General features: G+C 41.7%; 15 protein-coding genes. 9 read left to right on the top strand and 6 right to left on the bottom strand.

Annotation, left to right across the window (positions count from 1 at the left end; all coding sequences use genetic code 11):
- Positions 1-1,276: NCS2 family permease (locus HP456_RS09515; protein ID WP_172250375.1), on the bottom strand; the 1,276-nt coding region annotated here is incomplete at its 3' end.
- A 196-nt stretch (positions 1,277-1,472) separates the two neighbouring features.
- On the opposite strand from HP456_RS09515, the gene HP456_RS09510 reads away from it, so the two are divergent.
- Entirely contained in the window at positions 1,473-3,119 is a 1,647-nt protein-coding gene (locus tag HP456_RS09510) for a M20/M25/M40 family metallo-hydrolase (RefSeq protein WP_172250373.1), read from the top strand.
- A 38-nt stretch (positions 3,120-3,157) separates the two neighbouring features.
- Here HP456_RS09510 and HP456_RS09505 read toward each other — a convergent pair whose 3' ends face one another.
- The gene (locus tag HP456_RS09505) at positions 3,158-3,769 is read right to left on the bottom strand and encodes a nitroreductase family protein (RefSeq protein ID WP_172250371.1); all 612 of its coding nucleotides are present in this window, start codon (positions 3,767-3,769) and stop codon (positions 3,158-3,160) included.
- Positions 3,770-3,943: 174 nt separating this feature from the next.
- Positions 3,944-4,081: a hypothetical protein gene (locus tag HP456_RS09500; protein ID WP_172250369.1), complete on the bottom strand. Its 138-nt coding sequence runs from the start codon at positions 4,079-4,081 to the stop codon at positions 3,944-3,946.
- 129 nt (positions 4,082-4,210) lie between these two features.
- Between HP456_RS09500 and HP456_RS09495 the strand changes: the two genes are divergently transcribed.
- The 5 genes from HP456_RS09495 (at position 4,211) to wrbA (ending at position 10,530) form a co-directional block, all read left to right on the top strand.
- Complete coding sequence (locus tag HP456_RS09495) at positions 4,211-5,170, top strand: LacI family DNA-binding transcriptional regulator (protein WP_172250367.1); 960 nt, start codon at positions 4,211-4,213, stop codon at positions 5,168-5,170.
- A gap of 341 nt (positions 5,171-5,511) precedes the next feature.
- Positions 5,512-5,811, top strand: a complete 300-nt coding sequence (locus HP456_RS09490) for an MscL family protein (RefSeq protein ID WP_172250365.1) — start codon at positions 5,512-5,514, stop codon at positions 5,809-5,811.
- Positions 5,812-5,901: 90 nt separating this feature from the next.
- Positions 5,902-6,834: an ATP-grasp domain-containing protein gene (locus HP456_RS09485; RefSeq protein WP_172250363.1), complete on the top strand. Its 933-nt coding sequence runs from the start codon at positions 5,902-5,904 to the stop codon at positions 6,832-6,834.
- A 411-nt stretch (positions 6,835-7,245) separates the two neighbouring features.
- Positions 7,246-9,519, top strand: coding sequence for an RNA polymerase recycling motor HelD (gene helD, locus HP456_RS09480; protein WP_172250361.1), 2,274 nt, complete (start codon positions 7,246-7,248; stop codon positions 9,517-9,519).
- Positions 9,520-9,915: 396 nt separating this feature from the next.
- A complete protein-coding gene (wrbA, locus tag HP456_RS09475; RefSeq protein ID WP_172250359.1) occupies positions 9,916-10,530 on the top strand; it encodes an NAD(P)H:quinone oxidoreductase in 615 nt (204 codons plus the stop codon).
- 387 nt (positions 10,531-10,917) lie between these two features.
- Here wrbA and HP456_RS09470 read toward each other — a convergent pair whose 3' ends face one another.
- Positions 10,918-11,802, bottom strand: coding sequence for an RluA family pseudouridine synthase (locus tag HP456_RS09470; protein WP_172250357.1), 885 nt, complete (start codon positions 11,800-11,802; stop codon positions 10,918-10,920).
- 177 nt (positions 11,803-11,979) lie between these two features.
- Between HP456_RS09470 and HP456_RS09465 the strand changes: the two genes are divergently transcribed.
- On the top strand, positions 11,980-12,375 hold the full coding sequence (locus HP456_RS09465) for a DUF5365 family protein (protein WP_172250355.1): 396 nt from the start codon (positions 11,980-11,982) through the stop codon (positions 12,373-12,375).
- Positions 12,376-12,638: 263 nt separating this feature from the next.
- Here the strand turns inward: HP456_RS09465 and HP456_RS09460 are convergent, their stop codons facing one another.
- Together HP456_RS09460 and HP456_RS09455 are read right to left on the bottom strand one after the other, a co-directional pair.
- A complete protein-coding gene (locus tag HP456_RS09460; protein ID WP_172250353.1) occupies positions 12,639-13,106 on the bottom strand; it encodes a thioredoxin family protein in 468 nt (155 codons plus the stop codon).
- A 1-nt stretch (position 13,107) separates the two neighbouring features.
- Positions 13,108-13,533 (bottom strand): disulfide oxidoreductase, encoded by a 426-nt coding sequence (locus tag HP456_RS09455; protein ID WP_172250351.1) that lies wholly within the window; start codon positions 13,531-13,533, stop codon positions 13,108-13,110.
- Positions 13,534-13,848: 315 nt separating this feature from the next.
- Here HP456_RS09455 and HP456_RS09450 point away from each other — a divergent pair, with 315 nt between their 5' ends.
- Both HP456_RS09450 and HP456_RS09445 read left to right on the top strand, forming a co-directional pair.
- Complete coding sequence (locus tag HP456_RS09450) at positions 13,849-15,390, top strand: bifunctional GNAT family N-acetyltransferase/carbon-nitrogen hydrolase family protein (RefSeq protein WP_172250349.1); 1,542 nt, start codon at positions 13,849-13,851, stop codon at positions 15,388-15,390.
- A 234-nt stretch (positions 15,391-15,624) separates the two neighbouring features.
- The coding region (locus tag HP456_RS09445; protein ID WP_512698741.1) for a phosphohexomutase domain-containing protein at positions 15,625-16,503 on the top strand (879 nt) is incomplete at its 3' end.

Raw genomic sequence — 16,503 nt, 5'->3', positions numbered from 1 at the left:
AAAAGAACAATACCGCAAAAATGTAAACTAGCGGATGTACCTGTTTCCATTGACCTTTGACCACTTTTAATAAAGGATAAGAAATGAAACCGAGCGCAATCCCTGTTGCGATACTTGAAGTCAGCGGCATGCTGAGAATGATCAGGAATGCAGGAAAAGCTTCATCCAGCTGATCCCACTTAATATGAGAGATACTTCCCATCATCAGGCTGCCGACAATGATCAGCGCAGGGGCTGTAATGGCGGAAATTCCCGACACCGCACTGACAAGTGGGCCGAAAAAGGCAGCGACAATAAACAGGATCGAAACGGTCAATGTCGTTAAGCCGGTCCTGCCTCCTGCGGACACACCAGCAGAGGACTCGATGTAAGCGGAAGTCGGGCTTGTACCGAACATTGCCCCGACTGTCGTCGCCACTGAGTCTGCAAGCAGTGCTTCACGTGCTCTTGGCATTTGGTTGCCTTTCATTAATCCTGCCTGCTGGGCAACCCCGATCATCGTACCGGTTGTATCGAAAATGGTAACCAATAAGAAGGAGAAGACCACTGCATACAGTCCGTATTGAACAACATCTGCAAATGCAGTAAGTGGATTACTGATGATGATTCCTTCAGGAAGATGAGGAATAGCAAATATCCCTTTATCAAAAGAAAGTTCACCAGTGAAATAAGCAATTAATGCTGTTAAAATCATTCCAATGAATAAAGCGCCATGGACATTCATCACCATCAGCACAAGCGTTACTGCCAATCCGGTAAGTGCCAGAAGGGCAGAAGGTGAGTGAAGGTCGCCGAGCTTCACCAGATTGGTTGGGTGAGCTTCGATCAAACCTGTCAAACGCAACCCGATAAAGGCAATAAACAAACCGATTCCCGCTGTGATACCATGCTTTAAGTTCTGCGGAATCGCTTCAATCAGTTTCGCCCTGAAAGGTGTAAGTGAAAGAATAACAAATATGATACCCGCAACAAATACTGCTGAAAATGCAACGACATAGGAAATGTCTTCATTCGCACCTACAACTGAGTATGTAAAGTAAGCGTTCAATCCCATTCCAGGAGCAATCGCAATCGGATAGTTTGCAAATAATGCCATCCATAAAGTTCCGACTACAGCTGAAATAATCGTCGCTAAGAATACTTGATCAAATGGTACACCTGCATCCGCCAAAATGATCGGGTTAACAATTACGATGTAGACCATCGTCAAGAAAGTTGTTAAACCAGCCAATATTTCTGTTTTTGGAGTGGTGCCGTGTTCCTGTAATTTAAACATTGTCATACCTCCATAAAAACGAACATTAAAAACACACAAATTATATAATATTCGGTAATAGAATGAAATTCAATAGATAAATGAAAAAAACAATTCAAAATAATTTTGAAACCCCTTCCATATCATGCCCTTTTTCGTTAAGATGTTATCAATTAAAGAGAAATGTTTCGTTAAATAAGAAAGGAGCGTTACTAACGTGTACGCACAACTCAAAAATAAATCAATCTCTGAGAGGGTTGAACTCATCACACGATCATTAGTCGCTCTGAAAAGCTATAACGGGTCTGATGGAGAAAGTCAAAAAGCTCATTATATATATGAAATGATTCGTTCGTTTCCTTATTTTCAAAAAAATCCAGATAATGTGTGGATGCAAAAAGTTCCAAATGATGGTATCGGCCGGCACAATGTTTTTGCACTCCTGGATGGTGAAACGGCAAAGACGTTAGTATTCCATGCCCATTACGATACGGTAGGCACTGAAGATTATGGTGCGCTTCAAGATATGGCACATGACCCGGATTTTCTGCAGAAATTCTTTATGGATTATGAAGGGGAAGAAAAAGTAAAGGAAGATGCGCTTTCAGGAAATTGGCTGTTTGGCAGGGGATCCTTGGACATGCAAAGTGGAATCGCCGTTCATCTTGCCAACCTGCTTCATTTTTCCGAACAAGGGAAGCCTCCTCAAGGAAATCTTTTGTTTTTATTCAATGGGGATGAAGAAAGTGAACACGGTGGGATGATTGCCGCTTTAACTGATCTTGACCGCCTGAAGGGGGAAGGATTCGACTACTTGGCAGCCATTAACACTGATTTCATTTCCCCGATTTATGATGGTGATTGCAAGAGATATATATACACAGGGGCGGCAGGAAAGTTTCTGCCTGGATTTTACATTTATGGAAGGGAAGCGCATGTCGGGGATGTACTGACGTCCATCGATCCGACTGCTATTGCTTCAAAGATCAACCTTGAAATAAATCAGAACCTTGATTTTGCAGAAAAAATACCGGGTGAATTCACCCTGCCGCCGTCCTGCCTGTATTTCAAAGACGACAAGTTGGCTTATAATGTTCAGACTCCCTTGAGCACGTCTATTTATTTCAACTACTTTGTTTATGAAAAAACTGCACGGGATGTATTATACGAAATGAAGAAAGCAGCCATGAAGTCGGTGGCTCACTTGGAGATTCGCAGTCGGGAGCAGTATGAAAGCTATCGCAGTTATCACAACTTTCCTGAAAGGGAGCTATCTTGGCATGTGGATGTTCTGACATTAAGGGAATATGTCTTTTGGCTTAAGGAAAGGGGACTTGATCCCGATCCGGTAATGGAAGAAATATATCTGATGCATGAAGGGGAGGACCGAAGAACCATCGCATATAAAATGGTTGAAGCCATGCAGCACCTCGATCCTGACCGGACCCCGAGAGTCATTATTTTCTTTGCTCCTCCATTCCTTCCACATAATTATTTGAACGAAGAGAATGAGTATGGAAAGAAAGTGAAAGAAGTGCTGGACACATGCCTGGAACAAATCTCAAGGGAGACAGGGGAAGAGTTCGTCCTGAAACGTTTCTTTCCTTATCTTGCAGATGGAAGCTTCCTGTCACTTCACGAAGAAGATGCAGATATCGAAGTAATCAAAAAGAATTTGCCGCTGATCAATGATCTGTATCCGGTCCCGATCGAAACGATCAGGAAGTTGAATATCCCTTCTATCAATATTGGTGTCTATGGGAAAGACGGACATCAATGGACCGAACGGGTATATAAGCCTTATACATTTTCTGTACTGCCGGAGGTTATTCAGCGAGTTACAAATGATCTATTAAATATATAAAGAAAGCCGCATCGTTCACACGATGCGGCTTTCTCTGATTATTCAGCCCAGTCAATCAGGTTGCGGATATCAAGGCGGTCTGTCTTTCTTGCTTCCTGAAGCGGTTTGCCGATTGTGATCAGCATGATTGGCAGGTAGCGATCAGTAATCTTGAACTCTGAGAGTAACGCAGACGGATTGAAACCGCCAATTGGACAAGTATCCCAGCCATTTGCCTTGGCTGCCAGCATTAACTGCATGGCTGCAAGCGATGCGTTGCTGAATGCCGCATCCCTTGGATACTGATCTCTGCTGTATGCTCCTTTGATCTGCTTGGCCAAAATGTCTTTTAATTCGGCTGTCATTTCACCCTTTTCTACGGAAGGATCGAGAACCGGATCAATATTTTTATCCGCCTCAAGATCACCCAGGACCGCAACAACAGCAGAAGCGTCAACGACTTGCTGCTGATTGTATGCGATCGGAAGCAGGCGCTCTTGTACGTTCTTGTTATCAAATACAAGGAATTTCCAATGCTGAAGGTTCCATGCAGACGGCGCTTTACCAGCGGTTTCAAGAATTCCGACTAATTCTTCACGAGGTATTTCCACCTCTGGATTGTAGACTTTTGTAGAGCGGCGCTCCTCTACTACTTGAAAGAAGTTTGTCATGATATTGCCTCCTTGATGTGTAAAAAATGCTATAATACCGGGTATATCTGGATTGAGTTAACTATATGGTAAGTAACTTATAACATGACCACTATAACGGACGCATTTTTACGAGTCAAGCAGCGACGATTTAAAACTGCTTTCCCAAATATTGAAGAAAGCAGCCGGTCAAGTCTACATATGATTATTGAACAATGAATCAAATGGATCGTTACCATCTGCAGGGATTGAAAAATCAATCTGCTCCAGTGCCAAATAGCTGCCGCCGACAATGATAATGCAAAGAACGGGGAGATACAAAATACCAAGCATGCCGCAATCCTCCTTGAGACTCTTTAATTTGAAAGGTTAACCTATCTCGACTATAATTTGTGAAACGCGTTTCAGAGCAAGCAATTTTTAATAAATAATTTTAAATCCTTTATAAAAGGGGATTCCCTCATGACCAATATTCGAAAGATCGCCCAACTGGCCGGAGTCTCGGTATCAACAGTTTCAAGGGTATTAAATGATCACCCTTACGTAAAAGAAGCAAAGCGCCGTAAAGTATTGGATGCAGTGAATGAACTAAATTATATTAAAAACGCAAACGCAGTTCATTTATCCAAAGGAAAAACCTATTGTATCGGGGTGGTACTTCCGTTTTTGAACCTCCCGTACTTTGGTGAAATACTGCAGGGAATCGCAGGTGAAGCATTGAAACACGGATACCACCTTCAGATTTTCCAGACCGATTATGAGAAAGAGGCAGAACTTGATGCTTTCCATCGCCTGCAGATGAAAGAAGTCGATGGACTCATTGTCACCTCACGATCTAATTCGTTGGATACCCTCGGAACGATCATGAACGGATTGAATGTGGTTTTTTGTGAAAATCTTTATGAAGTGGAGAAAAAAGTCTACATAAATCATTATGAAGCGATACGGGCAGGGATGGATCATCTGTATTCAAAAGGCCATACAAGGATCGGATTATGTCTTCATCGGACATTCGGAACAAACAGCGAAGAAAGGGTGCGGGGATTTTATGATAGTGCCGAAGCGGCAGGTCACGAAGTCCGGGAAGAATGGATATTCAATGACTGCATCCATCTCCAGGACGGAAGGAATGTCATCCATCAATGGGAAGTTCTTAAAGATAAGCCTTCTGCACTCATCGTGACAAGCGATCAGGTGTCTGCCGGTATCGTATCAGCAGCTGGAAGGAAAGGTATCAATATTCCGGGTGAACTGGCAATCCTGAGCTTCGATAACCATCCGATAGCAGATGCCTTCGATATCACCTCATTCGAAGTACCAATCAGGAAGATGGGAGAAGAGGCGTTCAAGCTATTCATGGAAGAAACTCCTTCAGCACCTGTCATTCTGGAAACCGTGCTTTACGAGCGTACAACCGTGTGAAAATGTGTTGAAAACTTAATCAAGGGTAAAACTATATTACATTTGAAAAAAAGAGCCAATACCGGGAGGCGAACAAACCATGCTTGGTAATAAAGAGGAGAAGATTTTGGTAATCGTCATGTTTATCGTTGCCTTATTCCTTCTTTTTGCAATCGTAAGGAAATATATTATGTAGACTATAAAGAGCTGGTCCATGACGGATCGGCTCTTATTTTTTTCACAGGATGATTAATTTACATACCTGTTTATTTTCTGCCATAAGATTTACTAATTAAGGTCAAATGGAGATGATGCGTCAGGGAGAAGTAAGAAATGCTGTAATCGTGATGTGAAAGCAGATTATGTCAAGGAAAGTGAAAGAAAGGGTGTTTGCTATAGGAAAGATCGTTCAGGCTGCTGTCGATTTCCTTCTTGCCGTTATCAGTGTCTTTTTACTGGTTAAAATCATCAACCGACTTAAAGGGGGCGAACAATCGTATAAAATAAAACAGCTTACCAACCTGAAGGTGCTGCAGGAAATCAGGGATTTACTGAAAGAGGGTAAATCAAGCGATCTCCGGAAAGCAAAAGTCCCTGCAGCCCCCTTCATAACAAAAAGTGCAATGAAAATTCACATCAAAAACAAACGAAACGAGAAATAAATCTGCGATTTTGACAGTAATCCTATTTTTATAGTAGGATTACTTTGTATTGTAATAGATTATTATCTTAAAAAAAATGAGGGTATCATCTTGAAAAAAATCTATGTACTCCATGAAAACAGCGAATGGACCAATCATCTTACAAATCGCTTGAAGGAACTTGGCCTGCCGTATGAAGAATGGTTTCTTGATCAAGGCACTGTCGACTTAACTGAAACCCCGCCATCAGGAGTTTTCTATAACAGAATCAGTGCATCTTCTCATACCCGGAACCACCGCTATGCCCCGGAGTTGACTGAAAGCGTCCTGTCGTGGCTCGAACGTCATGATCGGAAAGTGCTTAATGGAACACGAGCCATACGGTTGGAGGTCAGTAAAGTAAACCAATATATGGCATTGAATGAAGCTGGAATCCAAACGCCAAAAACGATAGCTGCGGTTGGAAAAGAGCAAATCATTGAAGCAGCCAAAAAACTCGGCAGGAAATCGTTCATCACCAAGCATAATCGTGCAGGTAAAGGACTTGGCGTTCAATTATTCCATTCAATGAATGCGTTAGAGGAATATGTACACAGCGATCATTTCGAAGAACCGCTGGATGGCACGACACTTATTCAGGAATACATCGAGTCACCGGATTCATCGATCACACGCTGTGAATTTATCGGCGGCAAATTTGTATACGCCGTACGGGTCGATACCTCAGAAGGTTTTGAGCTGTGTCCGGCAGATGCCTGTCAAATTGATGATTTATTCTGTCCTGCCGGAGAAAAGGAAACTGCGCCCAAATTCCAGATCATCGAAGATTTCGACGATGAAATCATCGATGACTATAAAATCTTCCTTCAAAGAAATAAAATTGATATAGCAGGAATTGAATTCATTAAAGACGCAAAAGGCACGATTTATACGTATGACGTGAATACCAATACGAATTACAACAAAGATGCCGAGCAGGCTGCTGGGAAGTTTGGTATGCTGGAGCTTGCAAAGCACTTGGAAGAAGAATTGAAAAAGGTTTAATTGACTTGCTTGCGGACTGACCCCTCTTTAAAGAGGGGTTTTATTGTTGGAATATATTTAGAAAAAGGTGAATTATAATAAAAACTCGAAAGCTATGAACTGAAACTAAAAGATTAGTGAGTCAACCTCAAAGATTATGGAACCAAACTAAATGATCACAGCCCAAGACTAAGCATCAATACTGCACTTTCTTTATGCTGCCCGCCTCTGAGTAAATCCACTCCGCATTTCATTTGAACTTTTACCAATTATCTGATAATATATATTTCTGCTCCCAAACGCCTACATAATTTTTACAGATTTCTATTTGTCTCATTCAGCGTTTTAGACCGCTAGAGAGTCGTTACCTCAGCGGTGTGAATAAGACGTTTTTTTCTCCATTGCGGCTACCATATTTGAAAGGAGAAAGGTATGACGAAGAAATCAGAAACAGTACTACACCCCGATCTTTCTAATGAATCAGAACGCCTGGAATTCACAAAGCGCTATATTGATGTCGTGATTGAAACTTCTCAATCAAGCAAGGAGAAGTACAAAGAGAATATGGAAAAAGCATTTGGGGACGTCGACTGGGGCGAATCCAGTGCTGCCTATATCGATATTCTCACAAACTCCAGCTTTTTCGAAATGTCCAAGGAAGAGTTGGAATCCCTTCTGAAAGCTAAGGACAAACCGTATTTTGCGAGGATTGATTTCAAACACGAGGGAAATGACAACATCGAGAAGCATTACATCGGCAAGACCTCACTATATCAGCGCGAAAACCAGGAACAAATCATTGTTGATTGGCGTTCTCCAATAGCCAACCTTTACTATGAGGGAAGGATTGGTGATGTCTCCTATGAGGCTGAAGGGGAAACCTATGAAGGTGACCTTTCCTTGAAGCGTCAATATATGATCGAAGAGGGAAGATTGGAAGAAATCAGGGATATCGATCTGACCACCACAGATGAACTTCTTCAAGATTCATTGGCGAAAAGCTCCAGCAACCGATTAACCGAAATCATCTCAACCATTCAAGAAGAACAAAACAGGATCATACGGGCGGATCTGAACAAACCCATTATCGTTCAGGGAGCTGCAGGAAGCGGAAAAACCACGATTGCGCTCCATCGTATTTCTTATTTTATTTACAATTACAAACAGCATTTCGATCCAAGACAGCTGATGATTCTAGCCCCGAGTAATCTGTTCATCGATTATATTTCGGAGGCACTTCCGGAGCTCGGTGTAGAACGAGTGAGGCAGACGACATTTTCTGATTACGTCATGACATGTCTGGAGAAGAAATTAAAGCTTGTTGAAGATGACAAATTGATCAGATTAATAGAGCTCGATCAGGATCATGATGTGAAAAGAACTTCATGGATATCAGGATTCAAGGGTTCGAAGGCTTTCAGAAAAATTCTGGATCATTATATAGAAGAAATTGAAAGAAGGTTCTATCCTGCCGAAGACTTCTATGCGGACAAATATAAGCTCTACACCGCGAAGAAATTCACCCGACTTTTTAAAGAAGAATACACCTATATGCCCGTTTACCGCAGGCTTGAGAAGCTGAAAGCATTATTGCAAAGTTACGTGAGAACGAATAAGAAGCAAATGGTGGAAAGGGTAGAGACTTTTTTTGATGAAAAAATCGAAAAGGCTCTTTATCAGCGAGCCAATGCCGGTAATCGCAAGGAGTACATTTCAAAGGCATTGGATAAAAAGGCAAAAAGGCTCGAGGAAGTGAAGAAGGCAATCAGGTCAAGTGTTTCCACTTATATGAGGCAATTTGAAAAGAAAAGCCTCGAGCAGTATTATTCTGAACTCTTTTCCGACCCGGACCGGCTTGTAAAATACTCTAATGGCGAGCTGGATTCAAGCAAGGCGGAGGATTTATGCTTCCACACTTTGAATCTGCTGATGAAAAAAAAGTATGAAGTTGAAGACCTTGCCCCACTCCTGTATTTGCAGACACATTTGTTCGGAATAGATAAATTCTATAAAGCCAAAAATATTGTAATTGATGAAGCTCAGGATTACAGCTATATGCAGCTTTATGCATTGAAGCGGGCGTTGGAAACAGATATGTTTACCCTGGTCGGTGATCTTGCTCAGGGAATCCACTCTTACCGGGGACTCCAAGCATGGGATCCCGTATATAAAGAAGTGTTTCCGAGAGCGACCTACACAGAACTTCAAAAAAGCTACCGTACCACGATTGAAATCATGAATGAAGCGAATAAGCTGTTGAAAATACTGCCTCATGAGTTTCCAAGAGTGAACCCGGTTGTTAGACACGGTGAGGCACCGGATTTCTGTACATTTGAAAAAAATGAGGAGCTTTCAGACATTATCCTGAAGAAAGTATCTGAGGGGAAAGAAGAAGGATTCCAAACATTTGCAGTGATTGGGAAGAGTATGAAGGATTGTAAAATGATTTATAAAATCCTGGAAGAGCAAGTGCCAGAAAAGGTGAAGCTGTTGGAAGAACAGGAGTCGATTCCGAAGGACAAAATCGTCGTCGTGCCTTCCTATCTTTCAAAAGGACTGGAATTCGATGTTGTCATGATCACCGCCATCAACGAAGTATTTAACAATCAAAACGAATTGGACATCAAGCTGCAATACGTGGCCATGACCAGACCGCTCCACAAACTTTCTTTCATAGGAAAGGACACGAATCAATTCATCATGTAAAACTAAGAAATGCCCGTTCTCCATGGACGGGCATTTATCTGACTATTTTATATTTTTCTGTTGACAGAGGCGAGGGAGATGATATACAATTATCTCGAAATCAAAATAAATGGTTTCGGGACAGTTCATTATTTTTTTGAACTAATATCTCAAATTCGAGATATTCAATTGGAGAATAATCGGAATTGAAACGTTTTATTTTTGGTTTCATTGGGAAGACATACTAGAGGAAGTTAATCGAAGAACCTTTCTATCTGCCTATCTCCGGCTGAGTCATTTTGTAACGACTTTACTCTAAGTTACAAAAGATAGGGGTTATTTTTGCTGTCATCCCGGCATAATGAATTATGTGCATCACCCAATACTATATAAGAATAAAAAAGGAGAGATCTTATCATGTCTAACGTGAAATTAGCAATTATGTATTACAGCTCAACAGGTACAAATTATCAAATGGCAAAGTGGGCCGAAGAAGCAGCGAAAGAAGCGGGAGCAGAAGTGAAATTGCTGAGATTTGAAGAAACGGCTCCTGAAGCAGCGATTGCTTCAAACCCAGCATGGGAAAAGCACTATAATGAAACAAAAGATTCTGTTCCAGTCGCGACACTCGCAGATCTAGAATGGGCAGATGCATACTTATTCAATGTACCGACGCGCTTCGGAAATGTTCCTTCTCAGGTAAAATCCTTCCTGGATACAACAGGCGGACTTTGGTTCCAAGGTAAATTGGCAAACAAAGTCGTGAGTGCAACATCATCAGCAAGCAACTCCCACGGTGGTCAGGAACAGACAGTACTGGCGTTGTACACAACAATGATGCACTGGGGCGCGATCATTGCAGCACCAGGCTATACGGATCAATCTTCATTTACTACAGGAGGGAACCCGTATGGCACAAGTGTAACCGTTGATCAGGAAGGCAACATGGTTGAAAGCGTTGAGCCTGCTGTAAAACATCAGGCACGCCGCACGATTCAAGTGGCAGAAGCAATTAAGAACGGATTGAAATAATAATGGAAGAGGAGTACCCGGGCGAAGCAGTCAGGGTGCTCTTTTTTGTTGGAATGAAAAGGTCATAATTAATAGGCGGTCAGTACAAATTTGTTGATAAAAAGGAAGAGTTTCTCGTTGATAAATCCGAGAAAACGTTGATAAAATAATTTTTCCATTGAAATATCTAAAAAATTGCCGATATAAGTGACAAGATCTCGGTGATTAATTGAAATCACTCATTCTAATTCACCGACAATCTTCTGAACAGAGCAGGTTTATGTGATATAAAGAACATCCCTGTGTAAACAGGAAAACGATTCGCTGCCCTATTAACACCCATCTGAAAATCATCACCGCATCAAAAATAGCCGCTGCAAATGCAGCGACTCATTTAAAGGATTCTGTTTACAGTCCTATATCATCGAGACACTCAGCCTCACATTCAATGTGTTCCCCGGTCAGCGGATGAGGAAAAGAAATTCTTGCGGCATGAAGAGCCTGACGTTTGAATACAGGCTTGCCGCCATATAAAGTATCGCCAGCCAGCGGATGACCGATATGACTCATATGGACGCGAATCTGATGGGTCCTTCCAGTATCCAGAACCACTTCTGTAAGAGACATATTTTCTCTGACTTCTAATACTCTATAATGAGTGACTGCTTCCTGACCGGATGGGGAGACCCGTCTTCTTGTATTGTGATGGCGGTCACGGCCGATCGGCTCCGAAATGGTGCCTTTCTTTTGTTTAAGCCTTCCGTGAACCAGTGCCAGATATGTCCGTTTTACTTTACGATTAATGAGCAGCCTGTCAAGAATGGCTTTACTTAAAGGATGTTTGGCGAAGACGACTGCTCCTGAAGTATCACGGTCGAGCCTGTGTATATGCATCACTCGGCAAATTTCTCCCATTGATTGAAAATGAAAGGCTATCAGGTTCGCAAGTGTCCCCGCCTCACCAGGCAGATTGGGATGAGTATCGATTCCCGCAGGCTTATTGACTACGATCAGATGATCATCTTCATACAGGATATTTAATGCGCCATAGGATGGGAGGACATCATAATCCGTTTCCTTAAATAGATCAATCTGCAGGAGATCGCCGGGGGATAATGGATGATTCCATGCCAAGTAATCGCCGTTCACTTTGATATCCCTTTCCATTCTCATCATATGAATGAGCTTTTTCGGGGCTTGCCAATGCTCCTTTAGAATCTGCTCTATCGTTACATTTTTCCAATTTTCAGGTATTACCAGCTGAAAGAGTGAACCTTTTCTCATTGTTTTCATCAAAAAGCTCCTTTAAATGACAAAAATAGTATATGCTGATGGGCATTTACTCCCATCTAAGCACCTGATTTACCAAATTCATGGGTATAATTACCACACTTGAGGATACTTATCTATGTTATTCTAAAAGTATCTATTACAGAGAGATTACAAGCATTACAAAGGTGGGTTATGAAGGTGAAGGTCTTACTAGCGTCAACACGTGAACAGGATAACAAAATCCAGGAATTAATCAGTCATATGTATTGTACTATTTTCCCTGATTATTTCACAGACGAAGAAATAGAGCAATTTGAAGATATGGAAATCTTACATACGTCGAATAGAAACGTTGAATATTGCGGCACCTTGAAAGAAGCTTTCAAGGTGATATCGAGTCTGCAGACGCTGATCTCGATTGTGGAATGCGGCGTCAGAGATGAGGTTTATGAGGATATGTTCTACCATAATGTTCATATCCTCCAAGGGTTTGGACTGTTTTTTCCGTTATCATTTGATCAATTCACAGACGAATCGGAATGCAAGCATTCACTAAGCGTTTATTCAAAAGCTGCGAATCAGTTATTAATTTAGTGATTATTTAGAATGTTTGATATTTAAGTTTATTTATCATTCAGGGGGGAATATAAAGTAGTAATCAATTTTATTTTGAGGATACAGCGTATCTTCTCTTGAAATTCCTCCTCATTGATAGGGGCTGACGTTATTAGTCGGCACCTCTTTTTTTTGTTGGTTGTGTTCCAGAAAAACCCCGCTGCCCGATTCTATGCAGGTTTTGCTTTCTGCAAAAAACGCCCGTCTTGTCGCTTTTGTGCAGCGATGACGGGCGTTTTCATTTATTTCACGTTTTCTTCAAAGAAACTTCTGAATTCTTCTTCAGGCTGGCTTCCGACAACCCGGTCGACTTCTTCACCGTTTTCGAAGTGAATGAGGGTAGGTGTCGCTTCGATTTGATAATCGGTCCAGCCCTGTTCAAATTCGAGTACATTGTATTGAACCATTTCCACTCCCATTTCTTCTGCAAGTGGAGCAAGGACAGGTGTTGTTTCTTTACAATGAGGACAAGTGGAACTGTAAAAATATACCGTTATATCCTCTTTATCCTCAAGCTTGTTCTCCAGCTCTTCGGGCAGAATGACATTTTGATAATTGGGATCGTCCAATATTTCTACTGTAGCAGGATGAAGCTCATCCTTTTCAAATTTATTTCCTTCTGCTTTTTGGCTGTTCTGCATGTTTGTCACTAAAGCGATCGCAGCAAACAGTCCGACGATAATGGCTAAAAAGATAATGATTTTCTTCAAACTAATGGTCCTCCTTTAATGCTTTAAGTGTTAATAGACTTACCATAAAGATGATTGCAAACCCTGCAAGAGCCAAAAACGGAATCGTGATGAAACCCATCCAATTGATATATTCGCCTGTACATGGAACCCGTCCGCATGAAGGGGCACTTTCGGAAAGAATTGAGATCTTTTGAAGAGAATAATGATAGAGTGAGACCGCAAGTCCAATACCGGAAAATATCAAAGAATAGAAAGAGATCTTAAAGTCTTTGCGCACATAGGCAACTCCAAGCAAGATGACCAAGGGGTACATCAGAATCCGCTGATACCAGCATAGTTCGCATGGTTCATACTTCATCACTTCCGAAAAAAACAAGCTTCCTAGTGTGGCTGTAAGTGATGCGGCCCATGCAAGGAAGAGAAGGGTATCTGCTTTTTTATTCATAAGGAAGTCCTTTCTTTACATATTTTCTCTTACTATTATAAAGGCAAACTTTTCATATCTGCCAAGAAATGATGACCGTTTTTCAACAATACTATAGTAGTCACCGTATGTATCTATTTCTATATATTAAGTCTAATTTTTGTTTTGGGCAAACGGTTTGCAGCAATCTGATTCAAAATTCTTCTATAATGATATTTTCTTTTGGTAAAATGGTAGGGATACACTATTCAAACTTCACTTACATGCACTCATGAACTTCGTTTCGCACGTGCATGCTAAGGGTATAAACAACAGTGTAAAAGGAGTGATTCACGTATGGCAGAAAAACTGGATTTGTCTCAATTCGAGAAAAAAATGATTATACGTCCAATGGAGCACAAGGACATAAAAGATATAATTAAGATGCAGGCTGTATGTTTTCCGGGAATGGATCCGTGGAAGGTTGAACATCTTGAAAGTCATTTGGAAGTTTTCCCGCAAGGCCAGCTGGTGGCGGAACTCGAGGGGGATATCATCGCCTCATGCTCGAGCCTGATCATCAACTTTGACGAATACGATGATCGACATTCTTGGGATGATGTAACGGACAATGGATACATAACCAACCATAATCCAGATGGCTATAATCTGTATGGCATTGAAGTGATGGTCCACCCGGATTACCGCCGGATGAAGGTGGGACACCGGTTGTATGAAGCAAGAAAAGATCTTTCACGCCAAATGAACCTGAAAAGTATCATCATTGGCGGTCGGATCCCGAATTATTATAAGCATTCCGAAGAAATGTCCCCGCGGGAATACGTGGATGCAGTGGGCCGTCATAAAATCTATGATCCCGTCCTTTCCTTCCAGCTATTGAATGGATTCACGCTGATGCGCATCAATCCGAACTATCTTCCTGATGACAAGCGGTCGCAAAACTATGCAACATTGATGGAATGGAACAATGTTGACTACCGTCCATCCAGTAAGCGTCATTTCAAGACGAGTTATCCAGTCCGGATCTGCGTTGTCCAGTACATGATGCGTAAAATCAATTCGTTTGAAGAATTTTCCAATCAGGTGGAATATTTTACAGATGTAGCGTCTGATGCGAAATCGGACTTTGTTGTATTCCCTGAGATTTTTACTACTCAGTTAATGTCATTCTTGAATATCCAATCACCAAGTCTTGCTGTAAGAAAGCTGACTGATTTTACGGAAGAATATATTGAACTCTTTACTGACTTGGCTGTTCGTTACAATGTGAACATTATCGGAGGATCGCATTTCGTCAAAGAAGAAGACGATGAAATATACAATATTGCTTACTTATTCCGACGGGATGGAACGATAGAGAAACAGTATAAGATCCATATTACACCGAATGAGCGAAAATGGTGGGGAATCAGCCCGGGCGATTCAGTGAGGGTATTTGATACTGACTGCGGAAAGATTGCGATACAAATCTGTTATGACATAGAATTTCCTGAACTCGCCCGCATAGCAACGGATAAAGGTGCAAAGATCATCTTTACACCATTCTGCACGGAAGACCGCCAAGGTTATCTCCGCGTCCGCTACTGTGCACAGGCACGTGCGGTTGAAAATCAGATTTACACGGTCATTTCAGGCACCGTCGGGAATCTGCCGCAGACCGAGAATATGGATATTCAATATGCACAATCAGGCATCTTTGCCCCGTCTGACTTTGAATTTGCCCGCGATGGAATTGTCGGGGAAACCAACCCGAATATTGAAATGGTCATGATCGGTGATGTGGATCTGGAAGTGCTCCGCCGCCAGCGTCAATCGGGAACGGTCCGACAGCTTAAAGACCGGCGTCATGACGTTTATGGTGTGAATTATAAAAAATGATACTCAAAAAGACTCGGGGAAATGTTATTTTCCTTGAGTCTTTTTATATGCTGCACGAATGTCTAGATGATTTTCAATCAATGAAAATCGGAAGAATATCAAATGCGCCTCCACATGCAATATTATGCTAAAATAAGAACGGTTACATCCTGTCGGAATGTGACGGAAGGTTTAAAAAGGAAAACCGCCATCTATGATAGAATTAAATATTATACAGCATTAGGAGGGATCGCAATGAGTTGGAAAACAACTTGGAAAAAATGGAGTGACTACCTGCATATCGATCGTGAAATCAATGATTCTTTAGTATTACTGAAAGACGATGAAAAAGCACTGGAGGACGCTTTTTACAAAAATTTAGAATTCGGAACGGGCGGAATGAGAGGGGAAATCGGCCCGGGGACCAATCGAATGAATATATACACGGTTCGTAAGGCCTCCGAAGGGCTTGCGCGATACATAGAAGAACAGGGAAATGAAGCAAAAAGGAGAGGTGTGGCAATCGCATATGATTCACGCCATAAATCTCCAGAGTTTGCCATGGAAGCTGCTAAAACTCTTGCGACTCACGGCATTCAAACTTACGTATTTGATGAACTGGCTCCTACTCCGGAACTGTCATTCGCACTTCGTTATTTAAACGCATTCTCAGGAATTGTGGTGACAGCTAGCCATAATCCGCCTGAGTATAACGGATACAAGGTATATGGTGAAGACGGGGCCCAATTGCCTCCTCAAATCGCAGATACCGTGATCGAAAAGGTAAATGATGTGGAAAATGAGCTGGAAATCGATGTGAAATCAGACGAGGAATTGAAATCTCAAGGGTTGATTAAAATGATTGGGGAAGAGATCCACCACTCTTATCTGGATCACTTGATTTCCATTTCAGAAACGCCTCAAATCAGCAATGAAGTTGATTTGAAGATTGTATTCTCCCCACTTCACGGTACGGCACTGAAGATGGCCGAGAGAGGATTGAAAGCCCTCGGTTACCAACATATTCACATTGTAAATGAACAGGCAAAGCCTGATCCTGAGTTTTCAACTGTTAAATCCCCCAATCCAGAGGATAAAGAGGCTTTCGAACTTGCGATCAGAGATGGAAAAGAA

Source organism: Bacillus haikouensis (genome assembly GCF_013179555.1).
Taxonomy (GTDB): Bacteria; Bacillota; Bacilli; order Bacillales; family Bacillaceae_B; genus Rossellomorea; species Rossellomorea haikouensis_A.
Note: the sequence above shows the minus strand (reverse complement) of the source record. Positions and strands in the feature narration are given on the sequence as shown.